General features: G+C 31.6%; 23 protein-coding genes. 20 read left to right on the forward strand and 3 right to left on the reverse strand.

Going from position 1 to position 25,911, the window contains the following annotated elements; genetic code table 11:
* Positions 1–381 precede the first annotated feature (381 nt).
* The 15 genes from ACJDU8_RS07925 to ACJDU8_RS07995 all read left to right on the forward strand — a co-directional run bounded on the left by ACJDU8_RS07925 (position 382) and on the right by ACJDU8_RS07995 (position 13,445).
* On the forward strand, positions 382–564 hold the full coding sequence (locus tag ACJDU8_RS07925; protein ID WP_406791616.1) for a flagellar FlbD family protein: 183 nt from the start codon (positions 382–384) through the stop codon (positions 562–564).
* Positions 565–635: 71 nt separating this feature from the next.
* Positions 636–1,145 (forward strand): flagellar basal body-associated FliL family protein, encoded by a 510-nt coding sequence (locus tag ACJDU8_RS07930; RefSeq protein WP_406791617.1) that lies wholly within the window; start codon positions 636–638, stop codon positions 1,143–1,145.
* 48 nt (positions 1,146–1,193) lie between these two features.
* A complete protein-coding gene (locus tag ACJDU8_RS07935; protein ID WP_406791618.1) occupies positions 1,194–1,607 on the forward strand; it encodes a flagellar biosynthetic protein FliO in 414 nt (137 codons plus the stop codon).
* A gap of 34 nt (positions 1,608–1,641) precedes the next feature.
* Positions 1,642–2,373: a flagellar type III secretion system pore protein FliP gene (fliP, locus tag ACJDU8_RS07940; protein ID WP_406791656.1), complete on the forward strand. Its 732-nt coding sequence runs from the start codon at positions 1,642–1,644 to the stop codon at positions 2,371–2,373.
* A gap of 10 nt (positions 2,374–2,383) precedes the next feature.
* On the forward strand, positions 2,384–2,653 hold the full coding sequence (gene fliQ, locus ACJDU8_RS07945; RefSeq protein WP_406791619.1) for a flagellar biosynthesis protein FliQ: 270 nt from the start codon (positions 2,384–2,386) through the stop codon (positions 2,651–2,653).
* Between the two features lie 103 nt (positions 2,654–2,756).
* On the forward strand, positions 2,757–4,577 hold the full coding sequence (locus ACJDU8_RS07950) for a fused FliR family export protein/FlhB family type III secretion system protein (protein WP_406791620.1): 1,821 nt from the start codon (positions 2,757–2,759) through the stop codon (positions 4,575–4,577).
* A gap of 5 nt (positions 4,578–4,582) precedes the next feature.
* Complete coding sequence (flhA, locus tag ACJDU8_RS07955; protein WP_406791621.1) at positions 4,583–6,649, forward strand: flagellar biosynthesis protein FlhA; 2,067 nt, start codon at positions 4,583–4,585, stop codon at positions 6,647–6,649.
* Positions 6,649–7,842: a flagellar biosynthesis GTPase FlhF gene (flhF, locus tag ACJDU8_RS07960; RefSeq protein ID WP_406791622.1), complete on the forward strand. Its 1,194-nt coding sequence runs from the start codon at positions 6,649–6,651 to the stop codon at positions 7,840–7,842. Before flhA ends, flhF begins: the two co-directional genes overlap by 1 nt.
* Positions 7,836–8,711: a MinD/ParA family protein gene (locus tag ACJDU8_RS07965; RefSeq protein WP_406791623.1), complete on the forward strand. Its 876-nt coding sequence runs from the start codon at positions 7,836–7,838 to the stop codon at positions 8,709–8,711. Before flhF ends, ACJDU8_RS07965 begins: the two co-directional genes overlap by 7 nt.
* Before the next feature lie 203 nt (positions 8,712–8,914).
* Entirely contained in the window at positions 8,915–9,640 is a 726-nt protein-coding gene (locus ACJDU8_RS07970; RefSeq protein WP_406791624.1) for a FliA/WhiG family RNA polymerase sigma factor, read from the forward strand.
* A 68-nt stretch (positions 9,641–9,708) separates the two neighbouring features.
* Positions 9,709–10,200, forward strand: coding sequence for a hypothetical protein (locus tag ACJDU8_RS07975; protein WP_406791625.1), 492 nt, complete (start codon positions 9,709–9,711; stop codon positions 10,198–10,200).
* Positions 10,201–10,396: 196 nt separating this feature from the next.
* Positions 10,397–11,164, forward strand: a complete 768-nt coding sequence (locus tag ACJDU8_RS07980; RefSeq protein WP_406791626.1) for a flagellar basal-body rod protein FlgG — start codon at positions 10,397–10,399, stop codon at positions 11,162–11,164.
* A 62-nt stretch (positions 11,165–11,226) separates the two neighbouring features.
* The gene (locus ACJDU8_RS07985; RefSeq protein ID WP_406791627.1) at positions 11,227–12,012 is read left to right on the forward strand and encodes a flagellar basal-body rod protein FlgG; all 786 of its coding nucleotides are present in this window, start codon (positions 11,227–11,229) and stop codon (positions 12,010–12,012) included.
* 115 nt (positions 12,013–12,127) lie between these two features.
* Entirely contained in the window at positions 12,128–12,592 is a 465-nt protein-coding gene (locus tag ACJDU8_RS07990; RefSeq protein WP_406791628.1) for a hypothetical protein, read from the forward strand.
* 181 nt (positions 12,593–12,773) lie between these two features.
* Entirely contained in the window at positions 12,774–13,445 is a 672-nt protein-coding gene (locus tag ACJDU8_RS07995) for a flagellar brake protein (protein ID WP_406791629.1), read from the forward strand.
* A 112-nt stretch (positions 13,446–13,557) separates the two neighbouring features.
* On the opposite strand, the gene ACJDU8_RS08000 is transcribed toward ACJDU8_RS07995, so the two are convergent.
* The gene (locus tag ACJDU8_RS08000) at positions 13,558–15,192 is read right to left on the reverse strand and encodes a putative manganese-dependent inorganic diphosphatase (RefSeq protein WP_406791630.1); all 1,635 of its coding nucleotides are present in this window, start codon (positions 15,190–15,192) and stop codon (positions 13,558–13,560) included.
* 248 nt (positions 15,193–15,440) lie between these two features.
* Between ACJDU8_RS08000 and ACJDU8_RS08005 the strand changes: the two genes are divergently transcribed.
* Positions 15,441–17,981 (forward strand): calcium-translocating P-type ATPase, PMCA-type, encoded by a 2,541-nt coding sequence (locus ACJDU8_RS08005; protein ID WP_406791631.1) that lies wholly within the window; start codon positions 15,441–15,443, stop codon positions 17,979–17,981.
* A 46-nt stretch (positions 17,982–18,027) separates the two neighbouring features.
* On the opposite strand, the gene ACJDU8_RS08010 is transcribed toward ACJDU8_RS08005, so the two are convergent.
* Positions 18,028–18,432 (reverse strand): hypothetical protein, encoded by a 405-nt coding sequence (locus ACJDU8_RS08010; RefSeq protein ID WP_406791632.1) that lies wholly within the window; start codon positions 18,430–18,432, stop codon positions 18,028–18,030.
* 289 nt (positions 18,433–18,721) lie between these two features.
* On the opposite strand from ACJDU8_RS08010, the gene ACJDU8_RS08015 reads away from it, so the two are divergent.
* Positions 18,722–21,034: an AAA family ATPase gene (locus ACJDU8_RS08015; protein ID WP_406791633.1), complete on the forward strand. Its 2,313-nt coding sequence runs from the start codon at positions 18,722–18,724 to the stop codon at positions 21,032–21,034.
* Between the two features lie 65 nt (positions 21,035–21,099).
* On the opposite strand, the gene ychF is transcribed toward ACJDU8_RS08015, so the two are convergent.
* The gene (ychF, locus tag ACJDU8_RS08020; protein ID WP_406791634.1) at positions 21,100–22,197 is read right to left on the reverse strand and encodes a redox-regulated ATPase YchF; all 1,098 of its coding nucleotides are present in this window, start codon (positions 22,195–22,197) and stop codon (positions 21,100–21,102) included.
* A gap of 275 nt (positions 22,198–22,472) precedes the next feature.
* On the opposite strand from ychF, the gene rsmH reads away from it, so the two are divergent.
* From rsmH to ACJDU8_RS08035, 3 genes are read left to right on the forward strand one after another with little or no spacing between them, the layout of a single operon-like run.
* Positions 22,473–23,402 (forward strand): 16S rRNA (cytosine(1402)-N(4))-methyltransferase RsmH, encoded by a 930-nt coding sequence (gene rsmH, locus ACJDU8_RS08025; protein WP_406791635.1) that lies wholly within the window; start codon positions 22,473–22,475, stop codon positions 23,400–23,402.
* Between the two features lie 27 nt (positions 23,403–23,429).
* Positions 23,430–23,921 carry a hypothetical protein gene (locus ACJDU8_RS08030; protein WP_406791636.1) on the forward strand — a complete coding sequence of 164 codons (492 nt, stop codon included), beginning with the start codon at positions 23,430–23,432 and terminating at the stop codon, positions 23,919–23,921.
* A 6-nt stretch (positions 23,922–23,927) separates the two neighbouring features.
* Entirely contained in the window at positions 23,928–25,778 is a 1,851-nt protein-coding gene (locus ACJDU8_RS08035; protein WP_406791637.1) for a stage V sporulation protein D, read from the forward strand.
* The last annotated feature ends 133 nt before the right edge of the window (positions 25,779–25,911 follow it).

Consider the following 25,911-nt stretch of genomic DNA (forward strand, 5'->3'; position numbering starts at 1 on the left):
CAAAATTTAATTGAAATTATAGTTTGTATTAATTCATTAATAATGCATATATATTTTCGATAATTTGCGATAAATTACACATATTAGTGATTTGATTTATAAATTTTACATTGAATCCAATGCCCGGAGGTGTTAAAATTTATCCGAACGCTACCATTGCTAATACTCCCATCGCACTCTGTGAAAGCGATTCACACAAAATTAAAAATTTTGGTTCTCTGCTTTTCTATCAAAGTGGGAGATAAGCACTGCTACACACCTGGATAAGTTCTTCTAAGGTTCAGATGGAGAAAAGCATTTCTCTATAGCAAACTCCACCTGAACCTAAGAATCACTTGATAAAAGGCTTTGAAGATGTTAAATATTTTAAGGAGGCATTTTATGATAAAACTTACAGGACTGGATGACAAAGAATTTGTTATAAATTCAGATCATATAGAGAAATTAATAGAAACTCCACAAAGTGTAATTACCCTTATAAATGGAAACAAATATATAGTTAAGGAATCTAATGATGAAATAATTAAAAAAGTTATAGAATATAAGAGAAAAATATATATTTAGATAACTTTAAAGAAATAAATTTACAATTTTATATAATATTCGTACATAATATTTTGAAAGGAGAAAGCACCGTGGAAAATAAGGAGAAAAAAAAAGGTGGAATAGGCTTAAAGGTAATTTTAATAGTGTTTTTTCTTGTAGCAGCAGTGGGTATAGGAGTTTATTTTGGATATAGTAAATTTTTGAAAAGCACAAATTCAGATTCTAACAAGAATGCTTCCACTTCAGTACAGGCCCAAGGTCAGAATGGCCAAGGTTCAGCCTATCTTCAGCAAGTAGTTTCAGCAAAAACCTTTGATTTGAAGGATTTTACGATAAATTTAGCAGATGAAGGCGGAAAAAATTATTTAAAAGTGAATGTATATCTTGGTTATGATGACAAAAAGCTAGATACAGAGTTAACGGATAAAACACCAATTATAAGAGATGCAATTATAGAGATTTTAAGAACTAAAAAGGTAGCGGATATAAATTCTAAAAATATGGACAATATAAAGATGCAAATTATTCAAAGAATAAACCCTATGCTGGAAAAAGGGAAAATAAATAATATATATTTTAGTGATATATTAACACAGTAAAATATGTAGATGATTTCTATAAATTTAGTTTAAAGTGGAGAAATTTATATGGATTTTCAATTATGGTGGATGATTTTTAAAATAATTATATCTTTAGGTTTTGTACTCTGTCTAATATATGTTTCTGCAAAATATGGGGGGAGTAAGCTTCAAAGCATTCAAAATGGTAGGTATGTAAAAGTAATTGAGAGAACTCAGCTTTCGAAAGAAAACAGTCTGTTGGTAGTAAAAATTGGAAGTAGGGCATATGTAATTTCATCCACTAATAGTAAAATTGAAATAGTATGTGAGTTGAGTAATACAGAAATATCAGAAATAGAAAATGTAAAAAGTATATATGAATACAGGGATCTAAAGGATTTATACAATAAAATAGGATTAAAAAATATATTAAAGAAAACCAATGAAAATTTTTTGATTAAAAAACTCAGGTTTAAAAAGGAAGATAAAGATGAAGTGTAAATTTAATAAAAATATTATAACTATTTCAGTTTTAATGATGTGTTTTATTATCTCAACAGCTTCCAAAGTTCATGGTGCACCAACAGATTTTCCTATACCCAATATAAATATTTCTGCAAATAATGCTACCACACCCCAGCAGTATGTAGATAATATAAACTTACTTATAATGCTTACAATACTTACACTGCTTCCATCTTTTATAATGATGATGACAAGCTTTGTAAGAATTGTAGTGGTTTTCGGATTTTTGAGAACTGCTATGGGAACACAGCAGTCTCCTCCTAATCAGGTATTAGTTGGACTTGCCCTTTTTCTTACAGTATTTATTATGTCACCTGTTTATGGGAAAATAAATTCTCAAGCTGTACAACCCTATCTACAGAATAAGATAACTCAAGAGCAGGCCATAGAGGAGGGAGCAAAACCTCTCAGGGAATTTATGTTAAGGCAGACAAGACAAAAAGATCTTAAATTGTTTGTGGATGAAGCTAAATTGAATTATAAAGTTACAAAAGATAATGCGCCACTTTATGTAGTAGTTCCTGCTTATATGATAAGCGAATTGAAGACTGCGTTTCAAATTGGATTTTTGCTTTACATACCTTTTATGATAATAGATCTGGTGGTGGGAAGTGTACTTATGTCTATGGGAATGTTTATGCTTCCGCCTGTAATGGTATCACTTCCATTTAAGCTGCTTTTATTTGTAATGACAGATGGATGGTACCTGTTGGTAAAATCTTTGATTACGAGTTTTTCATGAGGTGAATTTTATGAGTGAAAATATGATAATGGGTATTATAAAAGATGCCATACAAACAGGACTTTTAATTTCGGCACCTATTTTAATAATTTCAATATTAGTAGGTCTTATAATAAGTATATTTCAGGCAACTACCCAGATACAGGAACAGACCCTTACTTTTGTACCTAAGTTGATAGCTATAGCAGTGGTGGGACTCCTTACAGGAAGCTGGATGCTTCACCAGATAGTAAGCTTTACTGAAAGAATTTTTACATATATAGCTAATATAACTCAGTGAGGAGACAATTAAGAGTTAATAATTAAGAGTTAAAAGTTTTGGATGGCTTTCTTCCGTTAAAACTGCAGAAAATCTAAAATGAGTTGTGTGGAGTGGAGTAAATTTGATAGATACTTTGTATTTTACAGCTTTAATACTTGTAACAGTGAGGATGTTTTGTTTTTTTACAATGGTTCCCATATTTTTTCCTAGTGGAACTCCAAGTATAGTAAAAGTAGGCTTAACTTTAGTTATGTCATATATACTTTTGCCAGGAATAGATTATTCTACTATAAATACTATAAGTAGTACTATACCATTTGTATACAACTGTATAAATGAAGCTGCAGCAGGGTTGACTTTAGGTTTTTTGGTAAGTTTGTGTTTTACAGCTTTTAGAATTGCAGGAAGCTATATGGACCTGCAGATAGGGCTTTCCATGATGAGTATGTTTGATCCAAATTCCAATAGTTCCACTACTCTTTTAGAACGCCTCATGTACTGGTTTAGTATGGTAGTTTTTCTTGCGGTAGATGGACACCATATGTTGATAAAATCTCTAATGGACAGTTATAAAGCTATAAAGCTGGGTAGTTTTTTCTTAGCTCAAGACTCTATCAATGTTGTAATAAAAGCATTTATAATGTATTTTTCCTTAGCTTTAAAAATAGCAATACCAATACTACTTATAATTTTTATAGCAGATTTGACCATGTCTCTTATTGCAAGAACCGTTCCTCAGCTTAATATAATGATACTTGGACTTCCTATTAAAATATTAATAGGACTGGGTTCCTTCTGTTTTGCACTTCCAATATTTTTGAGGATTATGGAAAATTCTTTTCAGGCCATACCTGATTCTATAAAGGGTTTTTATAATACACTACCTCTACTTATAATATTTGCATCTGATGATAAAACAGAAGAGGCTACTCCCAGAAAAAAAAGTGATGCCAGAAAAAAAGGACAAATTCCAAAAAGTAAAGAAATAGCCCTGGCCTTAACACTTTTAGCTTCTACATTAGTCATACTTGCCTTGGGAGGATATGTAGGTTCTCAGGTAAAATCTACTATGATAGCATTTATAAATAATTATCTGACTATGTCTTTAGATTATGCAAGTGTTCAAAAAATAGCTTTTATAACTATATGGAGATTAGCAATTATATTCTTGCCTGTAGCTGTTCCTATACTTATTATGGGGATACTTGCGAATTTTTTCCAGACAAGAGGGCTTGTAACTTCCCAGCCACTGAAGCCAGATTTATCAAAGCTAAATCCCATAAATGGATTTAAGAGAATGTTTTCCATGAGGGCTATAATGGAACTTCTAAAAAGTCTATCTATAATAACTGTAGTTGGCATAATAGGATTTAAATTTGTAAAAGATAACTATTTATATATAATGACTCTCAGCGATTTAAATTTTGAAAGTGTAGCAAGTGCTATTTCAAAACTTACGGTAGACATATTTTTTAGAGTAGCTATGATAATGATATTTATAGCTATTATAGATTACATATTTCAAATCTTTCAATATAATAAAGATTTAAAAATGTCCAAGCAAGAAGTTAAAGAAGAGTATAAGCAGGATGAAGGAGATCCACAGATTAAAAGTAAAATAAAGCAGAAACAAAGAGAAATGGCAATGAGAAGGATGATGCAAGAAGTTCCGAAAGCTACTGTGGTAGTAACAAACCCTACTCATGTAGCTGTAGCACTTAAATATGAAGAAAATCAAAATGCACCTGTAGTTTCGGCAAAGGGACAGGATTTAGTAGCTCTCAGAATAAAAAAAATGGCTAAAGATAATGATGTCCCCATAATTGAAAATCCACCTCTTGCAAGACTTATATACAAAGAGGTGGATATTGATAAGGAGATTCCTATGGAAATGTATCAAGCAGTAGCAGAGATACTGGCTTTGGTTTATAAGATGAGGTGATATTTTTGGAAGGAAGCAAAAGGAGATTTAGTTTAAAAGACAATGTAGATATAATAATGGCTCTGGTAGTTATTATGATAGTGTTTATGATTATAATACCTATGCCGCCGGGAGTTTTGGACGTTTTTATGTCTTTTAATATAACATTATCTGTAATAATTATACTTTTAACTATGTTTACCACGGAGGTACTTCAATTTTCTATATTTCCTACTTTGCTTTTGATTACTACTTTGTTTAGATTAGCACTTAATGTATCTTCTACAAGACTTATATTAAAAGATGGCTATGCAGGAGAAGTTATAAATTCTTTCGGAAATTTTGTTGTAGGTGGAAATTACATTGTGGGAATAATTATATTTTTGATTATAGTAATTATACAATTTATAGTAATAACCAATGGTGCTGGCAGAGTATCAGAGGTTTCTGCCAGATTTACATTAGACTCCATGCCTGGAAAACAGATGAGTATTGATGCAGATTTAAATTCAGGATTAATCGATGAAAATGGAGCCAGAGCCAGAAGAACTAAGCTCCAGATGGAAGCGGATTTTTATGGAGCTATGGATGGTGCTTCTAAATTTGTAAAAGGTGATGCTATAGCTGGACTTATAATTATGGTTGTAAATATAATAGCAGGAATAATAATTGGGGTTGTAATAAAGGGAATGGATATTTCTACATCAGCCCAGACTTATACTAAACTTACTATAGGTGATGGACTAGTAACTCAAGTTCCGGCTCTTTTAATATCTACAGCCTCTGGTATACTTGTTACACGTTCTGGAAGCAGTGAGAATTTTGGTACACTGGCTATGAAACAGCTTACAGGGTTTCCAAAAGTAATAGCAATGGCCGGGGCAGTTCTTTTCTTTTTAGCAATTATACCCGGACTTCCACATGTGGCGTTTTTTATATTGGCAGCAGCTTGTGGAATAGCAGCGTATCTTTTATATAAGGATGAAAAGGAACAGAGCATACAGCAAGTTGAAATGGAAAATCAAGAGATGACTGAAATAGAAAATAGGGAACCAGAAAATGTGATGAATCTTATATCTGTAGAGCCTATGGAAGTAGAAATAGGTTACGGCTTGATACCACTTGCAGATGAGGGTTCAGGGGGTGATTTGCTTCAAAGAATAACTTCAGTTAGAAGGCAGTGTGCCATTGAAATGGGAATAATAGTACAGCCTATTAGGATTAGAGATAATTTGCAGCTGAAGACCAACGATTATGTTATAAAAATAAGGGGTACGGTAATGGCAAGAGGAGAGCTTATTCCAAATATGCTGTTATGTATGGATCCTACTAATTCCAATGTTGCTATTCAGGGTATAAGTACAGTAGAACCTTCTTTTGGACTGCCCGCTGCATGGATTAATAAGGATCAAAGAGAAGAAGCAGAAATTAAAGGATTAACAGTAGTAGACCCCACTACTGTTATGGTAACCCATTTAACAGAAACCATTAAGAATCACTCTTATGAATTACTTGGAAGACAAGAAGTTAAGATAATAGTAGATTCTGTAAAAGAAAAATATCCTACTGTAGTAGAAGAACTTATACCGGATTTGCTTACAATAGGTGAGGTCCAAAAAGTACTTCAGAATCTCTTAAGAGAAAGGGTATCTATAAAGGATATGGTAACTATATTAGAATCTCTAGCGGATAACTCCAGAAGCACAAAAGATATAGAGCTTTTGACAGAGTATGTAAGATTTTCTTTAGGAAGAAGTATATGCAATTCTTTTATAGATGAAAATGGAGCTATGGTAGTGGTCACTTTATCACAAGAATTGGAGAGTTTGGTAGGTGGTAATATTCAAAAATCTATGCAGGGTTCTTTTCCATCTGTAGATCCTGATACTACAAGTAAAATATTAAATTCCATAAAAAAAGTATTGGACTCGGTTTACTTCTATGAAAACCAACCTGTAATACTGGTTTCACCTAAAATAAGGGCACCTTTTAGAAGATTAATTGAAATGGTATTTCCGTCGGTAAATATACTATCATTAAATGAAATACCAAATGATGTGGAGATAAAGACTGAAGGAGTGATTTCAATATAATGATCATTAAAAGATATAAAGCCAATAATATGAATGAAGCCATTACTAGGATTAGATATGAATTAGGAAATGAAGCTATAATTATAAGTCAGAGAAAAATCAGAAAAGGTGGTATATTGGGTTTCTTTTCTAGAAAAATTTTAGAAGTTACTGCAGCTGTAGACAATAAAAAAGAAGAAAATAAAAATGGGCAGTATAGTAATAAAGATGATATGAAGCACAGTGTTGAGGCTATAAAAAAAATAGTAAACAGCAAAATGAAGGACACAAATTTAGATAGCAAAGCTGTAAATGAAGGCAGTGTGAAAGATTCTAATATATCTAGAAGTTTTTATGAGGACAGTATAATAAATAAAAATAATGATGTCCTTATAAAAGAAATGCAGCAGATGAAGTATATGTTAAATGAAATGATGAATGGTCCCTATAAAAATATAGGAAAAAGTAAACTACAAATAAAGCTTGAAAACAGTGATTTTAATAGTAGTGTAGTAAGAAAAATATTAGATAGCGTAAATGCAATAAAGGACGATAGAAAAGATGAGGAAAAATTAAAAGAAGTAGTAAAAAGTATGATAAAGGTAGATGATAAAAATCTTGAACGTACAGCTGTACTAGTAGGCCCTACAGGGGTAGGTAAAACTACTACCATTGCCAAACTTGCAGGTAAATTTGCACTTGTTGAGAAGAAAAAGGTAGGCCTTATAACTGTAGATACATATAGGATAGGGGCAGTAGAGCAGCTCAGAACTTATGCAGATATAATGAATATACCTTTTCAAGTAGTATTTTCAATGAAAGACATAACACGGGCTATGGAAAGTATGTGTAATTGTGACATTGTTTTAATAGATACCACAGGCAGAAGCAGTAGAAATGAAATGCAAATATCAGAATTGAGAGCTTTTATAGACAAGATTGAAACCAACAGTGTACATTTAGTAATAAGCTGTACTACTAAGAATAAGGATATAGATGTAATAATAAATGGATATAAACAGCTAAATTACAATGATATAATAATAACCAAATTAGATGAAACATGTAGTTATGGTTCTATATTGAATATAGTACAGTCAGCTAAAAAACCTATAAGCTTCGTTACCACAGGGCAAAATGTTCCAGAGGACATAAAGATTATGAATTCTGAAGAATTAGTAAACCTTGTATTGGGAGAGGATATTGTATGCTAGATCAGGCTGAACAGTTGAGAAAATTAGCTCAAGTAGACAAACAGTTAAAAGTAGATACAGTATATAATACAAGACCTGTAATAATAGCAGTTGCTTCTGGTAAAGGGGGAGTTGGAAAAAGTAATTTTGTAGTAAATGTATCTATAGCACTGCAAAAGATGAATAAAAAAGTTTTAATATTTGATGGAGATATGGGTATGGGCAATGATGATGTACTTATGGGGTTTTTACCCAAATATAATGTGTATGACATAATTTTTGGAGATAAAACCGTAGAAGAGGTGATTATCAAAGGACCGTTTGGAGTAAAATTGCTTCCAGGAGGAACTGGAATTTTAAAAATGGAAGGAATAACAAAAGCTCAACGAGAGGGTTTTATAGAAAAATTATCTTTATTAAATGATTTAGATTATATAGTACTGGATACAGGAGCGGGTATAAACAGAGATGTGCTAGGTTTTATAACTTGCTGCCAGGAATTTATTGTAATTACTACACCAGAACCTACATCTCTTACAGATGCATACAGTTTGGTGAAAGTTGTGAATCATTTTAAACTAAAGGACAGGGCTAAGGTTATTGTAAATAGAAGTATAGATGCTAGAGAAGGGGAAAGGACGTTTAATAAATTTAATAGTGTAGTAAGTAAGTTTTTAAATATGGAACTTCAATACTTAGGCTTTGTATCCGATGATAGAAAGATTATACAAGCTGTTAGAAATCAAATTCCATTTTTAATAAATTATCCACAGTCAGAGGCGTCAAGGGATATAAATTTTATAGCAAATAAGTTGGCAGGAATTAAGGAACCTGAAACAAAAGTTAGCATTCAAGGTTTATTCAAGAAGATTTTTGATATTTTTTCATAATTTTTATCCGAACGCTACCATTGCTAATACTCCCACCTTCTTTAAAGTGGGAGATAAGCACTGCTACGCGCCTGGATAAGTTCTTCTAAGGTTCAGATGGAATAAGTATTTCTCTATAGCAAACTCCACCTGAACCTAAGAATCACTTGATAAAAGATATTATAAAGCAGCATATAAAAAAGGAGCGAAGGGGGACTAAGATTATGGCTTTGGCAAATGAGTTAAGTATAAAAGAAGAATTAGTTAAAAAGTATCTTCCACTGGTAAAATATATTGCTTCTAGAGTCATAATAGGAAAAACTAAATATATTGAATATGAAGATTTAGTTAGCTATGGAATGTTAGGACTAATGGATGCAATAAATAAGTTTGATAAAGATAGGGGAATGAAGTTTTCTACTTATGCCTCTATAAGAATAAAAGGTTCTATGATAGATGAGTTAAGAAGAAATAGCCCTATTTCCAAAGGGGCTATGGATAAACTTAATAGGTATAATGCAGCAGTAGAATCTCTTCAGGGAGAGTTGGGAAGAGAACCTAGTAGTATTGAAATATCTAATAAGTTAGGAATATCTTTAAAAGAAATGATGGAAATTGAGAATCATATAAATTATATATCCATGGTGTCTTTAGAAGATTTGATATTTTCAGATGAGGATAATATTCCTATCATGGGTACTATAGAAGATACTAAGAGTCCTAGCCCTGAAAAGAGCCTGGAGGAAAAGGAAAAATTAGAATATTTGGCCAAAGCTTTAGAACTTTTAAATGAAAAAGATAATTTGGTACTTACTTTATATTATTATGAGGAATTAACCTTAAAAGAAATAGGACATATTTTAAATGTATCTGAATCAAGAGTATGTCAACTTCACGGTAGGGCAATGTTGCATTTAAGGAAAGCTATGATGAAATTAAAATACATATAATTCCTAAAATCTGTTGAAATTTCTTTATTGTATAGGATGATCATGGGGACTTTAAGAGGAGAAGTATTATGAGTGTAATTGTAGTAGTTATATTAATTGTTACGGGGATACTTCTTATAGCACTAAATTTTAGTGCAGTGCTTAAGGAGAAAAAAACTTTTCAATATCAATTAGACCTAAAACAAAGTAGTATGGAAGATTATAAGCTTGAAATTAGTAAAGTAAGAAAAGAATTTTCAGAGACAATATTTAGACTGCAGAAAGAAATTGAAGATTTGAAATGTGGAACAAAAGACCAAAGTACTGGAATTATGTTATATAATGGCAAGGGCAAAAAAATCACTGAAAATGTCAGTTTAAATGATAATAATGAAAAAGATATTTTAGTGAAGATCGCAGAAAATCAAATTAAAGATCAACATATTGAAAATAGTAATAATATTAAAATTCATAAGATAAGAGAATTGCTTAAGCAGGGTATGTCTATAGATGAAATATCTGAAGAAACAGGCATTGATAAGGGGGAGGTTCTATTAATAAAGGAGTTATATACAGAATAAGGATAATTTTTAATTTTTTTAGTGATAGAAAGATATTAATAGGGATAGGCATAGGAATTTTAATAACTACCTTTGTTATGGGTGGTGTAAAAGTTCAATATCAAATGAGTAAAAGTCAAGTTGAAGATAAAGCTAGATCTATGGGGATGAAATATCCAGATGAAATGAAAGTTATAGATAATGGGGAGGGGAACAAATGATTAGAAGTTTTTATACAGCTGTATCTGGTATGGTGGTTCAAGAGGCAAAACAGGATGTAATAACTAATAATTTAGCTAATGTAAATACTGTTGGATTTAAACAGGATAATCTAAAAACTACTACATTTGATGATGTGCTTTTACAAAATTATGATAAAATAGTAAATGGCAAGAATGTGAAAAATGTAATAGGATCTATAAGTTTCGGAAGTAAGATAGATTCAGTTAATACGGGGTTTACTCAAGGGACTATAGAATCCACTGGAGTACCTACAGATTTCGCTATTGATGGGAAGGGATTTTTTACAGTTCGGAGACAAGACGGAAGTGAGTTTTACACTCGGGATGGGCATTTTCATGTAAATACAGCTGGATTATTGGTAGATGATCAGGGAAATGATGTTATAGGAAGGAACACTCAAACGGGAGCTTTGGGTACAATAAACGTAGGAAATGGAGATATAACTTCAGATCCCTATGGAAATATAAGTATCAACGGAACACAAAAATATAAGTTCTATACAGTAGATTTTAATAATTATAATACTCTTACTAAAGTGGGAGATAATTTATACACCGGGCAAAATGCGGTGGAAACAAATGCAGTAGTGACACAAAAATCCTTGGAAAAATCAAATGTAAACTTAGTAAGTGTAATGTCTGATTTGATAACTACCATGAGAACTTTTGAAACTAATCAGAAGGCAGTACAGTCAATAGATGAAACCTTGGACAAATTAGTAAATGAAGTGGGAAAAGTATAAGGTGTTTTAAAATTAAATGACAAATCCAATGTATCTTATATTTTTTATTAAGGAGGGTTTTTATGCTTAGAGCCATATGGAACAGTGCAAGTGCCATGAATGCCGAACAAGAAAAACTCAATAGTATATCTAATAATATAGCAAATTCAAATACTATTGGATATAAAAAAGAAGTTGTAGATTTTCAGGATTTGGTATATGAGACTTTGAATAGAAAGGGATATCCAGTTAGTGCACAGGGAAAAAATACAATTAATGGTACAGGAGTAAGAACCACAGAATGGCTTAGAGACAACTCACAAGGCAGTCTTGAAGAAACAGGGTTAAAGACAGATATGGCAATAGACGGGGAAGGATTTTTTAGGGTAACCCTTCAAAATGGCACTGAAGCTTATGAAAGGTCGGGAAATTTCAATGTAGATTCAGGTGGATATTTAGTTGATGCAAATGGGAATAGATTGGAAGTAAATCTTACAGGAGAAGGTACAAACCTCTTTAATTCGGGAGTGCTACTTAAAGATAATAACTTTACAGTAGATAAGCAAGGACAGGTATATATGAATGTAAATGGCCAAAGTGTACTATATGGAAAGATAAATATTTATAGCGCGGTGGGACAGGATTCTATGATTCCTATTGGAAATAATTTATATCAACCGGCAAATAATGTGCAAATGAATCAAAATAGAGGTGCTGGCGTACTTCAGGGGTATTTAGAACAATCTAATGTGGATTTAAGCAGTGAAATTACGGATATGATATTGACACAGAGAGCTTTCTCACTTGCATCAAAGGGACTTACTACTGCTGATGAAATGTGGGGACTTATAAACAGTATGAAAAAATAACTAAAAGGTTAGAACTCTTTTTAAAACATTACATAAGTCTAAAATAATTTTATGTAAACATATATGTTATATAGACATATAATATAAGGATGTAATATTTTCAGGAGGAGTTATAATGTACAGATGGCCAGTTATGGGACCAGATGAATATATGGATGAAAATGATGATATGTATGATATGGAGGATGACTATTACTATCCTATGTATGATGATGACATGCAGTATATGTATGAACCTGCTTTTTATAGAATGCATCCTATGATTTTAGGTAACATGAATCCATATATGGGATATATGTATCCGGCAAATTACATGCCGCCAGTGCCGCCAGCATACCGCTACTACGGTGAACCAGAGTATAATGTTCCTTATTACAGGAATGACCTAAAAGAAGAAGAAAATTTAGAAGAAGAAAATTTAGAGGAAGAAAATTCAAATAAAGAAAATTTAGAAGAAGAAAATTTAGAAGAAAAAGTTCAAAAAGATGATTTAGAGTACTTAGAGGAAGAAATGTTTCCATATAATAAAGATTGTGACGTGAAGATGAGAACTATAGATATGTCAGATATTTTAGATTAATTATAAAAGACCTGAGAAGTGTATTTTTACTTTCAGGTCTTTTATTATCAATAAATTCTATTGTAAAAAATAATAATACAGATATATAATAAATGTGTACAAACAGTTAGGTTACAATTATATATAATTATTAAGAAAATTTTTAATGCTTTTGGCAATTTGAATAAGGAGAAGAAGTAGAATGAAATGTAATATTGAGTTTGTGGTTAATAAAAGAATCGAAATAGATGATGGGGGAGAGATATATAAAAGTAATATTCAGGATGTTTCAAAGGATTATATAGGTATAAGTGTGCCTACATGTAGGCATAAGTATATGTCCCTTCGACAGGGAGATAGGGTGGAAGGGGTATACTATGAAGGAAAAAACATATATAAGTTTCATACGGTAGTTATTGGACGTAAAATAGAGCAAATACTTATAATAGTGTTAAAAAAACCAGAGAAAGTAGAACTTTTTCAAAGGAGAAACTTTGTAAGGGTACCCGTGATTTTAGATATACTATGTGCACTACTTCCTGCAGAGAAAAGTCCAAATAATTTAGATAACCAGATAGAAGTATTTAAGGCATGTTCTGTAGATATGAGTGGAGGAGGAATGAAAATAGTTGTAGAGGGCAGTTTAAAAGATAAGTTAAAACCCGGAAATAAAATTGTTATAACAATTCCTGTTGGAAATGACAGGCTAGATGTAAAAGGAAAGCTGATTAGAGTTGATGAAAATAAAGATACGGGTAAATTAATATGTGGTGTGTCTTTTATAGAGCTGGATAAGATGAGCAGAGAAAAAATAATAAGATCATTATTTCAAATAATGAGAGAACATATGAAAAAAGGAGCAAAATGGAATTAGATTTTAAAAAATAAATCTGTTATGTATTTAGTAATATAAATAGGTATAAAAAAACCTGAAGGTATTATATAGGTTCCATTTTATTAATACTTCAGGTTTTTTTATCTTGTTTTTAAGAAGACATTGCGGCGGTAAGTGGTGGTATGACTTGTTTTTTCCTTGATAAAATACCTGGCACATATGCACCGCTATCCGCTAAAGTTATGCCAAATGCTTTAGAAACAATATCTTTGTGTGTTCCAGCAGCAATTAGTTCAGAACCTTCTTTTAATATATCCGTTACCATAAGTATTATAAGTCCAAATTGTTCCTCAGAACACTTTATTTCCATAGAGTCTAAAACATCTTTTCGTATGCATTTAAATTCTTCGGCATCCATAATTGAAACCTGTGCAACCCCTACCTTAATATCGGAAATATTAAAAGTCTTAAAGTCTTCATTTAATATTTCCTCTGGGGTTTTTCCCTCAAGAGAAGAAGCAGCCTTAAACATTTCTTTTGCGAAATCTTCAGGGTCTATAGCCGCTATAGATGACAGTCTCTTTAGAATCATTTTATCTATATCTGTAGATGTAGGAGATTTAAATAATAAAGTATCTGAAATTATGGCAGCACAAAGAAGTCCTGCAGTTTTTTCAGAAGGTCTTATTCCATTTTCAAAAAATCTTGAGGCTACTATAGTTGCTGTACAACCTACAGGTTCATTTCTAAAGTATATAGGGGAACCAGTTTTGACATCACCTATTTTGTGGTGGTCTATTATTTCGAGTATTTCTGCATCTTCTAGACCATGAACAGATTGAGCTTTTTCATTATGGTCTACCAGGATTATCTTTTTCTTATTTTGTGATATTAAATGATATCTGGAAATATTTCCTATAACCCTATTTTCAGAATCTACTACAGGATAACTTCTGAATCTGGTCTTTAACATGACTTCTCTTACATTATCTATAAAGTCATAAGTTTTAAAAGATATTATGTCATTCTTTTTCATAACATATCCCACAGGAATACTCTGTGGTATTAGTCTGGAAGTTGTAAAGGTATCAAAAGGAGTAACTATAATTGAACACTTCAGTTCATCTGCTCTTTTTATTATATCCTCGCTTACTGTATGGTTGCCTGTTATTATCATAAGTGAGGCTTTAGAATTTAATATTACATCCTGAGCATCTAGTCTATCACCGCATATTACTATGTCCCCTTCTTCTATCATGGCAGCTATGCTTTCAGGCTGCATTGCAGCAACTATGATTTTTCCATTAAATGTAGGATTTTCATCACAATTATTGATGCATTTGGCTGAAAGAGTATCAAGTATATTTTCAAGAGTAGTACCGCTTTTTCCTATTATATTGGCATTCCATATGTCCATATAATAAGAAGTTATATTAGATTGAGATGCGATGCCTATTAATCTATCATCTGAATCCACTACAGGAAGAGTTTTTACGTTGGTTTTACTTATCATTGACCAGGCCGTTTTAAGGGATGTTTGTGGCGATATAGGATTTACACTGTCAATATCTAAATCGGAAATTTGTGCTTTAATATTTGTCAATAAACGCTGGGGTTTAACTTTAAAGTAATCCAGCACAAATTGAGTTTCTTTATTTATATCCCCTAATCTTATGGGAATTGCATTTGCACCTGTTTTATTTTTAAATTCTGCATAGGCTATTGAAGAACATATAGAATCTGTATCCGGATTGTTATGTCCCGTAATGTATACAACGTCATTCATGAATTTTTCCTCCTAAAATATCAATAAACAAAATGATATATTTATCTATAATATAAAAAGTAATATTGTAAATTAATATATAAACAATAATATTATAGCAAAAGTTTAACCAATTATCTACATACAATATAATATGCTGCAATGTATGGTATAAAGATCAATTTCAAATCTATATTCTGGCATAATATGAGATGAAAAAGGCATATATTTAATTAGTTATATAAAATAAATGCCCTGGAGGGATAAAATTGGTAAATGAGAGAGAATTAGAAAGTGGATTAACACAAATTGAAGCAGAGAGGAGACTAAAAAAATATGGTGCCAATGTACTAAAAAGGAAAAAGAAAATATCTCCCATAAAAATATTTCTTTCCCAGTTTAATGATTTTATAACCTGGATTCTTATAGTAGCTACTATAATATCGGGAATTATAGGAGAGAAGGCAGATGCAATAACTATACTTATTATTGTAATTATGAATGCTGTATTAGGTTTTATGCAGGAATTTAAAACGGAAAAATCTTTGGAGGCATTAAAAGAACTGGCCTCTCCTACATCAAAAGTAATTAGGGATGGGAAATTAAGAGTTATAAATGCACGGGAATTGGTCATAGGAGATGTAATACTCTTGGAAGCAGGAGATAGAGTATCGGCAGATTGCATTTTACTGTCTAAGGGAAATTTTATGGTGGATGAATCTATTCTAACAGGGGAATCTCTGGGAGTAGAAAAAAGCATTTTGGATAAAAATAATTCTGTATATATGGGCACCATAGTAGTTAAGGGAAAAGCAAAAACAAAGGTAATAGCAACAGGTATGGATACAGAGATGGGAAAAATAGCAGGGATGCTTCAGGATATTGAAAAGGAAAAATCACCCCTTAAAGAAAAACTCTCATCTTTGGGAAAAGTATTGGTTATGCTGTGTATTGGTATATGTGTTGTAGTAACTTTAACCGGTATTTGGAGAGGACAGGACAAGTATCAGATGTTCCTGGTGGGAGTTAGTCTGGCTGTAGCAGCAATTCCAGAGGGACTCGCAGCTATAGTTACAGTGGCACTTGCACTTGGAGTATCCAGGATGCTAAAGAGAAATGCTTTAATAAGAAAACTGCCTGCAGTGGAAACTTTAGGGTGTACTTCTGTAATTTGCAGTGATAAAACAGGTACTCTTACTGAAAATAGAATGACTGTGAAAGCTCTATATTTTAATAAAAAAATACACAAATTAGAAAAAGATAGTTTACCCGAAAATGTTTTTATGAAAAAAGCCTTTACATATTGCAACGATTGTAATTTTGACCTGAAAAAGAAGGATATTTCAGAGGCTCTCATGGGAGATCCTACAGAAACAGCCCTTATAAAAGCTTTTTTTAAAGAGGGTAAAGTGTTAAAAAATTTTTTGGATAAGGCTAAAAGAATTTATGACATCCCCTTTGACTCAGATAGAAAAATGATGTCTGTTATAATGCAGGAAGGTCTAAAAAGGGCATGTTATGTAAAGGGTGCTCCGGAAAAGGTAATAAACAAGTGTAATTATATACTGCATGGGGGAGAAGTAAAGCTTTTTACTTCAGTTGAAAAAAGTAGAGCTTTAAAGTCAGTGGAAAATATGTCTTTTGATGCTTTAAGGTGTATAGCATGTGCATATAAGGACGAAGAAGTCTATGCAAATAGATCTCTTGAAAGTAATTTGATCTTCATAGGTGTAGCTGGAATTATAGACCCTCCTAGAAGCGAAGCAAAAGATGCAGTATTGAAGTGTAAGCTGGCAGGTATAAGGCCAGTTATGATAACAGGAGATCATAAAAATACAGCATTTGCTATAGGTAAAGAGTTAAATATATGTAAAGATCAATCTGAAGTTATAACAGGAGAGGAATTAGACAAGCTGAGCGATAAGCAGCTTGCTGGTAAAATAAATAATACATCTATATTTGCAAGAGTTAATCCAGGCCATAAATTAAGAATAGTTAAAGCTTTTAAATCTAAAAACAATATTGTTGCTATGACAGGAGATGGGGTAAATGATGCTCCTGCTGTGAAAGAAGCAGATATAGGGATTTGTATGGGCATCTCAGGGACAGATGTAACTAAAGAGGCATCTTCTATGATACTATTAGATGATAATTTTACAACTATAGTATCTGCTGTAGAAGAGGGAAGAGTAATCTATACTAATATAAGAAAGTTTATAAGATATTTGCTGTCCTGCAATCTAGGGGAAGTTTTAACTATGTTTTTAACTTCTTTGTTTAATTTAAATACTCCGCTGCTTCCTATACAAATATTAATGATAAATTTGGCCACTGATGGACTTCCAGCTATAGCCCTTGGAGTAGATCCTCCACAAGGAGATATAATGAAAGATAAACCAAGGCCTAAAGATGAAAGTATATTTGCCAGAGGACTTAGTGAAAAAATCATTGTAAGGGGGGCGTTAATTGGAGTTTGTACGGTGCTTGCTTTCGTAATAGGTCTTTATTTAAGATTTGGACTTAAGACTTCAAGAACTATGGCGCTCTGTACCCTTATAATATCTCAACTTATACATGTATTCGAATGTAGATCAGAAAATCACTCTTTGTTTGAGATAAGTTTATTTACTAACATATATCTTTTAGGTGCAGTTGCTACATCCATAACTATGCTTTTATGTATAATTTATATGCCATTTTTACAAGGAGTATTTCATACCTCACCTTTAGGCATTTCACAATGGGCTATAGTAGTATTTTTCTCAAGTATAATTGCATTTATTAATGGCATATATTTATATTTTAAATAAGGCATCTTCAAATAAAAATAGGAATTGTTTTTGGCAATTCCTATTTTTATTTGAATCTCTTTATTTTCTGTACTTTAGGCATTTTACCTTCTATAGGTATTAAATCCTTTTTAGCAGTTATATTCCGTATGTTTATAAGGTCTAAACTTTCTCTGTTTTCTTTTCCTCTTTTTCCTTTAAGACCTTGAACTAATACCAAGTTTCCCTGGTTTATAGATATAAACTCAGGTTTTTTGAACCATTTTTTTCTGATATAAGAACACTTTACTATATTTTTACTTCTTTCAGGTCTTACTAAAAGAGTTACTGTCAATTTATTAAATATCCATAATATAGTTTTTCTGGTTATTTTGACAGATACTACAGTACCCTGTACCTGAGTTAGTCTGTCTCCATATTTTTTTAAATAAGATTTTGTATAGTATTGCGCAATTTTTTCTTTAAAACTCATATAATGTTAACCCCTTTATTACTTTATTTTTATATTAAGGCCGAATATTCAACGGAAATAACAGACAAAATTTTATTATATTATACCATAGTTATGTATATTTTTAAAATATAACTGCTTATTCTAATTATAGTTTCCATATTAGTTTTATATATACTTATTTTTCATTTCCGTTCCTAAATAGGCTTTTAAGAATATTATTATATTAAGGCGTCTTCAAATAAATAAACTAGACAGTGATTTGTTATTTATTTTCAGATACTTAAGTAGTTAAAAAGGGGGAAGAGATATGTATAGGGAGTTGTCTAAAGAGAAAGTTATATATAACTTTAAGTTATATGATGTTGATTTTGCTTATGATAATAAAGATGGCTTAAACAAAACCATTAAATTTATACCTGAATATAAAGAAGTATATGAGAAGATTAATATGGGATTAAAAATAAATAAGGAAGGATATAATATCTATCTTATAGATGATTTCTCAACAGAGAAACTTAAAAATATTACGGAGTTCATAAAAAGTACCATAGAAAATAAAAGGAGCATACAAGATATATGCTATGCAGTAATTAAAGATATAAGAAAGCCTAAAGCATTATTCTTAAATGCAGGTAAAGGTAATGAATTAAAATCCGTATTAAAAAAAATACAGAAAGAATATGTTAAATTTGCCTATGAATTTTATAATGGTTCTTCTGATGAACAAAAAGAGATACTGCTAGAAAACCTCCAGAAGAAGAAAACTCAATTAATAAATAAAGTTTTGGAGATGTCTGAAAAGGAAGGATTTGCATTAAAGGTTACTGAAGATGGCTTTAATTTTATTCCTTTAAAACAGGACGGAGAAATGATGAACGAAAATGAATATGAATTATTGAGTATGGGAGAAAAAGAGGATATAGGGAATAAGGTAAATATACTAAAAAGCAGCGCAGAAAAAATACTAGAAGAGTTAAAAAATATTGAACTTGGTGAAATTGAAAAAATTAAACTTATTATAGATAGTTATTATAAAAAGGAAACAAAGAAACTAAAAGAAGAGTATTTAGAATTGTTTAAAGAAGACAATGGAGCTTTAGAATTTTTAAACCAGGTATGTAGTAATATAGAAGAAGAGTTAAAACAGATATATTCTATAAATTATGAAAATGATAAAGAAAATATATCAAAGATAATTTATAGATATTCTGTAAATGTATTGGTGGATAATAGTGAAAACAAGGAACCACCTATAGTGTTTGAAGAAGATCCAACCATAAATAACCTACTTGGAAGTGTAGAATATGAAAATATAAATGGAACCTATACTACAGGTGTAAATCTTATTAGGCCAGGGTCTTTTTTAAAGGCAAATGGCGGATGTTTAATACTTAGAGTAAGCAGCCTTTTAAATAATAAGGGAGCTTATTACTATTTTAAAAAATCCATTATAAGTGGCAAAGTTGACTTAAACTATGATAGGGGATATTTGGAATTACTATCTTTAAGTGGACTAAAACCAGAACCTGTAAAGTTTGACGAGAAAATAATACTTATAGGAGATTATAATACCTATGATTTATTATATGGTTACGATGAGGATTTTAAAAAAATATTTAAAATCAGGGTACAATACAATGCACTTTTAAATATCAATAAGGACACAAAAATAGCTTTTCTAGGGAAGATATTTTCTATATGTAGAAACAATGAATTGCATGATGTAGATGAAGAAGGCGTAAAGGAGCTGGCAAAATTTTTATCTAGAAAAGCTGAAGATAGAGATAAATTGTTTATGAATGATTACGAATTGGAAAGAATTCTAATGATTTCAGACAATATGGTTTCAAAAGAAGGAAGAAAAGTTATAACTGGAAAAGATATTATAAATACAGCTTATGGGGAAGAATTAATAGAGAAACGAATTATAGATATGTATAGTGAAGGACAAATATTTATAAATGTAAAAGGAAAAGTAGTAGGACAGATAAATGGTCTATCTATTATTAATACGGGATATTTTAGTTTTGGAAAACCTGTAAAAATAACGTGTACCTGTTTAAAGGGTAATGGTGATATTATAGATGTGCAAAAAGAAAGTGATTTAAGTGGTAAAATTCACAATAAAGCCATAAATATTCTCAAAGGATATATAAGAGGATTAACTGGAGGATATGATAAAGTTTCTGCAGATTTTTATTTGAGCTTTGAACAGATATATGGACAAATAGATGGAGATAGTGCTTCTGTGGCGGAGATAATAAGTATTATATCTTCACTTACTAAAGTAGGAATAAAACAAAATATAGCAGTAACAGGATCTATAAATCAATTTGGAGAAATACAACCTATAGGTGGAGTAAATGAAAAAATAGAGGGTTTCTTTAAAGTATGCAAAATAGTAGATAAAGTGCAGGGGAAAGGAGTTCTCATTCCAAATTCTAATATTAGGAGTTTGGCCCTGAAAAGTGAAGTGGAAAATGAAATAGCAAAGGGGAATTTTCACGTTTATTCTATGTCCAATTTAAGAGATGCAGTGGAAGTTCTTATGGAAAGAGATTATGATACTGTAATTCATATAGCTAAAAGAGAGCTTAAGAAGTATTCTTCAAACAGATAAAATATAAATCTATATGTTACAATATAATTGACAATGTACATATGTTCATTGTCAATTATTGATCATTAAACATTAAATCTAAAGTGAACTACATCTCCATCTTGCATTATATAGTCTTTACCTTCAAGTCTATAATATCCTTTTTCTTTTGCAACTGACTCCGAGCCACATTCTATAAGTCTGTCATAAGATATAATTTCTGCCCTTATAAAACCTTTTTGTATGTCAGTGTGTATTTTACCCGCAGCCTCTGGAGCTTTTGTCCCTTGTTTTATTGTCCATGCTCTTACCTCAGGAACTCCTGCGGTTAAAAAGCTCATAAGGCCCAATAATTCATAGCTTGCATTTATTAATTTATCAAGTCCCGCTTCCTGTAGTCCATATTCCTTTAGCATTTCTAGCTTTTCTTCCTCCTCTAAAGAGGAAAGTTCTTCTTCTATTTTGGCAGAGATAACCACCACCTGAGAATTTTCATTTTCAGCATATTTTTCAACTTTTTTAACAAACGCATTTTCTAGGTTTCCAGAAATTAAATCATCTTCAGAAATGTTAGCTACATAAAGTACAGGCTTAGTTGTCAGTAAAAAGAACTCTTTAACAAACTCATTTTCCTCTTTTGTCAATTCTAAAGTTCTTACTGGCATTCCCTTTTCCAAATGGTTTTTCACTTTTAACATAATATCATGTTGGAGTTTTGCATCTTTATTTCCACTCTTAGCTAGCTTGTGTATTCTTTCTATTCTTCTGTCCATTACTTCTATGTCCGAAAATATAAGTTCTAGGTTTATAGTCTCAATATCCCGAATAGGATCTATACTTCCATCTACATGGACTATATTTTCATCTTGAAAACATCTTACTACATGAACTATGGATTCTACTTCCCTTATATGGGACAGAAATTTATTCCCTAGGCCCTCTCCTCTGCTGGCACCTTTAACCAAACCAGCTATATCATAGAATTCAATAGCAGTATGTATCTTTTTTTTCGAACTGTACATTCTCTCAAGTACATCCAGTCTTTTATCTGGAACACTAACCACTCCTACATTAGGTTCTATAGTACAAAAAGGATAGTTGGCAGATTCTGCTCCCGCCTTCGTTATGGCATTGAACAAAGTGCTTTTTCCTACATTTGGCAACCCTACAATTCCAAGTTTCATCTATGTACATTCCTTTCTCAAATTAGTATAAACTAGTGTAAAATTCATTTAAAATTATACTCTACAAAGAATATTATTTCAATAAAAGTATGGCAGCAATTAAGTAGCTTTAATAGATTTAAAAAAAATATTAAAAACTAGTAAAAAAAAGAGGAATTTTCACATTAATATAGAATACTTACTTTTAGTGATTTAGATAGTTAAAATAGAGAAAAGTATATAATGTTAGCAGAGATGATTTGGTTTGTAAATAGCAAAATTGGAGGACATATTTTATGGAATTTAAACATGTGCCTGTATTGTTAAAGGAAACTATAGATAGTCTGGAAATCAAACAAAATGGAATCTATGTAGATTGCACTTTGGGTGGAGGCGGCCATTCTTATGAGATACTGAAGAGACTATCAGAAAAAGGAAGACTAATAGGAATTGACAGAGATATTTCTGCCATTAATTCGGCCAGTAGAAGATTAAAAGAATTTAAGAATGTTACTTATATTCATGATAACTTTTATAATATAGAAGAGATTTTAAAAGAACTAAAAATAGAAGCTGTAGATGGAGTGGTTATGGATTTAGGGGTTTCTTCCTATCAATTGGATGAATCAGAAAGGGGATTTAGTTACATGAAAGATGCTCCCTTAGATATGAGAATGGATAGGAGCAGTTATTTGCATGCCCATAAAGTAGTAAATGAATATAGTGAAGAAGAACTTTGTAGAATTATAAGGGATTATGGCGAAGAAAATTTTTCCGCAAGAATAGCAAAATCTATAGTAAGAGAAAGAGAAAAAAATGCCATAAGTACTACATTACAGCTAGTAGATATAATAAAAAAGGCCATACCTGTAAAATTTCAAAGAGATGGTCATCCGGCCAAGAGAACATTTCAAGCTATACGCATAGAAGTAAATGGAGAACTTAAAATACTGGATAAGGCAGTAGAAGACAGTGTAGTAAGACTGAATTCAGGAGGAAAGATATCAATTATAACTTTTCATTCTTTAGAAGACAGAATAGTAAAATCCAGATTTAAAATGATGCAAAATCCTTGTACTTGTCTACCAGATTTCCCTATTTGTGTGTGTGGTAAAAAGCCTATTATAAAGATTATAAATAAAAAACCTATAATTCCCACAGAAGAAGAAAAATTGACAAATCCAAGAAGTAAAAGTTCTAAATTAAGAGTAGCTGAAAGAATTTAGTTCTAAAGTTTAGGTGAGGTGAATAAAGTGATAGTAATAAATGAAAAAGATATGATAAATGGTAATACAGTGCTGCAGCCAGAGTACAAGCCCTATAAAGAAACTGAAGAAAAAAAATACAGACATAAAAAGACAGGAAAAGATAAAAAAAGGAACATAAAGGTAAAGAAAAAACTGCAAGTTATAAGAAATATAGGATTAGCCTTTACAGTGGGATTAATTCTAGTATATAGATATTCTATAATATATGATATGCAAACTGAATTAAACTCTGTGGAGGTTAATATAAGTGAAGTTAACAGGCAAAATGAAAACTTAAAGGTAGACTTGGTGAAATATAATAATTTACAGTACATAGAAAATAGTGCCATAAATAAACTTCACATGGTAGTACCTAATCAGGCAAATGCAGCTTATGTAAATTTAGATAAACAAACTATAAAAACACAGGAAGATATAGATGAAATAAAAACACAAAAAGGAATTTTAAATAAGTTGAAGCAATTAATATGGAGGTAAATAATTTTGTCTACAAGGGAATATAGAGATAGGGTAATTATCAGAAAAAGAATGATAGTTGTCTTTAGCTTTCTATTTATGGCTTTCTTTTCATTGATAATTAGAATGTGTTATGTTATGATATATAATTCACCTAAACTTAAATCTATGGCAATAGCTCAATGGACAAGTGATGTAAAAATTGATGCAAAGAGGGGAAGAATTTTAGATAGGAGTGGAAATGAGTTAGCGGTTAGTGCAAATGTTTATAGAGTAGACTTGGATATGAATACTTTAAGGAGTACCATGCAGGAAAAGAATATATCCCAGGATAAAGTAGCTGGGGAGCTTGCAAGTGCCCTGTCCATGGAAAAAAGTGAGGTATCTAAAATATTAAATAAAACTCTTCCAGGAGGCCTACCTATCGCTTCTGCAACTTTAAAGAGAAGAATTGAGAAAGATGCAGCGGACAAAGTTACAAGCTTAAATTTAAATGGGGTCTTAGTATCTGCAGATACTAAGAGGTATTATCCTAACAATAACTTCTTGGCACAGGTATTAGGACATACTAATTCAGATGGAGTAGGACTTACTGGAGTAGAACTATATTATAATAAGGAATTGGCAGGAACTCCTGGTAGGAGGATTGCGGAGTTAGATAGAAAGAGTGAAGAACTTCCTTATACCATATCAGAATTTACAAAACCTGTAGATGGAAAGGATATAGTGCTTACTATAGATGAAATGATTCAGCATTTTGCAGAAAAATCTGCGGAACAGGCACTAAATGATTACAAGGCTAAGGCAGTTTCTATAGTGGTTATGGATCCCAAAACAGGTGAAATACTTGCTATGGCCAACAAGCCGGATTATAATCCAAATGATCCATGGGTAGAAAACAAATCTTATGATGAATTGCAAAAAGTATGGAGAAACAGGGCAGTAAGCGATACTTTTGAACCGGGTTCTATATTTAAAGTAGTAACTGCACAGACAGCTCTTGAGACAAATTCAGTGGGACCTAATGATACCTTTTCATGTGATGGAAGCATAACTATAGGCAACAGAACTATACACTGCTGGAATACTTCAGGTCATGGTATACAAACTTTTCAAGATATATTGAAAAATTCCTGTAACGTAGGGTTTGCTGAATTGGGAAAAAAGATAGGAAAAGAAAAATTGAATGATTATATAAAAAAGTTCGGTTTTGGACAAAAAACCGGAATAGATTTACCAGGAGAAGCTAAAGGAATAGTGAAAAAAACAGAGAATATAAGTGATATAGATTTGGCCACTATTTCCTTTGGTCAGGCGAATACCGTATCTATGGTTCAGTATTTGAGGGCTTTTAATGCCGTAGCAAATGGAGGAACTTTAATTACTCCCCATGTTATGAAGGAAATACAACATTATGACGAAAGCAGCGGCAGGGAAGTGGTTGATAAGCAGTATGATATTAAAGGCAACAGTGAGAAAATATTAGATTCAAACAAGGCTGCACAGCTTAGGGGGTATTTGGAGACAGTAGTTTCAGAAGGCGGAGGTAAAAATGCGTTTGTAGAAGGCTATCACATAGCAGGAAAAACTGGTACTGCACAAAAAGCTGGAGTTGGGGGATATCAGGCAGGAAAATATGTATCATCTTTTGCAGGAATGGCTCCTTCAAGTGATCCTAGAATAACCGTGTTAGTATCTATAGATGAACCAGATCCGTATAATTATTATGCAGCCCAGACAGCGGCCCCTACGGCGAAACAGTTATTTACAGATATATTTAACTACCTTGCCATAAAAGGGGATTCGGTACCTAAAAGTAATAATGCAGATGGAAGTAGTACTACAAATCAAAATGTTAATGTAAAGCAAGATGATTAAACTTATTCTTTACAGCCAGCTTTAAGAAAATTATAATAAAATAGTGGAAAGGTTCAATAGAAATTAGTTTAAGGCATGCAATACCTTTACAGATATATAAGTGTTGCATGCCAATACTATGTGTAAATATTAT

The organism is Candidatus Clostridium eludens, assembly GCF_045310515.1.
Taxonomy (GTDB): Bacteria; Bacillota; Clostridia; order Clostridiales; family Clostridiaceae; genus Clostridium_B; species Clostridium_B eludens.

Excerpts from the sequence above, each read along its gene's own strand:
- ACJDU8_RS07985 (WP_406791627.1), top strand. The coding sequence starts at position 11,227 with ATGCTTAGAGCCATATGGAACAGTGCAAGTGCCATGAATGCCGAACAA.
- ACJDU8_RS07935 (WP_406791618.1), top strand. The coding sequence starts at position 1,194 with ATGGATTTTCAATTATGGTGGATGATTTTTAAAATAATTATATCTTTA.
- ACJDU8_RS07970 (WP_406791624.1), top strand. The coding sequence starts at position 8,915 with ATGGCTTTGGCAAATGAGTTAAGTATAAAAGAAGAATTAGTTAAAAAG.
- ACJDU8_RS07975 (WP_406791625.1), top strand. The coding sequence starts at position 9,709 with ATGAGTGTAATTGTAGTAGTTATATTAATTGTTACGGGGATACTTCTT.
- ACJDU8_RS07925 (WP_406791616.1), top strand. The coding sequence starts at position 382 with ATGATAAAACTTACAGGACTGGATGACAAAGAATTTGTTATAAATTCA.
- ACJDU8_RS07995 (WP_406791629.1), top strand. The coding sequence starts at position 12,774 with ATGAAATGTAATATTGAGTTTGTGGTTAATAAAAGAATCGAAATAGAT.
- ACJDU8_RS07980 (WP_406791626.1), top strand. The coding sequence starts at position 10,397 with ATGATTAGAAGTTTTTATACAGCTGTATCTGGTATGGTGGTTCAAGAG.
- fliQ (WP_406791619.1), top strand. The coding sequence starts at position 2,384 with ATGAGTGAAAATATGATAATGGGTATTATAAAAGATGCCATACAAACA.
- ychF (WP_406791634.1), bottom strand. The coding sequence starts at position 22,197 with ATGAAACTTGGAATTGTAGGGTTGCCAAATGTAGGAAAAAGCACTTTG.
- rsmH (WP_406791635.1), top strand. The coding sequence starts at position 22,473 with ATGGAATTTAAACATGTGCCTGTATTGTTAAAGGAAACTATAGATAGT.
- flhF (WP_406791622.1), top strand. The coding sequence starts at position 6,649 with ATGATCATTAAAAGATATAAAGCCAATAATATGAATGAAGCCATTACT.
- ACJDU8_RS07965 (WP_406791623.1), top strand. The coding sequence starts at position 7,836 with ATGCTAGATCAGGCTGAACAGTTGAGAAAATTAGCTCAAGTAGACAAA.
- ACJDU8_RS07990 (WP_406791628.1), top strand. The coding sequence starts at position 12,128 with ATGTACAGATGGCCAGTTATGGGACCAGATGAATATATGGATGAAAAT.
- ACJDU8_RS08000 (WP_406791630.1), bottom strand. The coding sequence starts at position 15,192 with ATGAATGACGTTGTATACATTACGGGACATAACAATCCGGATACAGAT.
- fliP (WP_406791656.1), top strand. The coding sequence starts at position 1,642 with ATGATGTGTTTTATTATCTCAACAGCTTCCAAAGTTCATGGTGCACCA.
- ACJDU8_RS08015 (WP_406791633.1), top strand. The coding sequence starts at position 18,722 with ATGTATAGGGAGTTGTCTAAAGAGAAAGTTATATATAACTTTAAGTTA.
- ACJDU8_RS08010 (WP_406791632.1), bottom strand. The coding sequence starts at position 18,432 with ATGAGTTTTAAAGAAAAAATTGCGCAATACTATACAAAATCTTATTTA.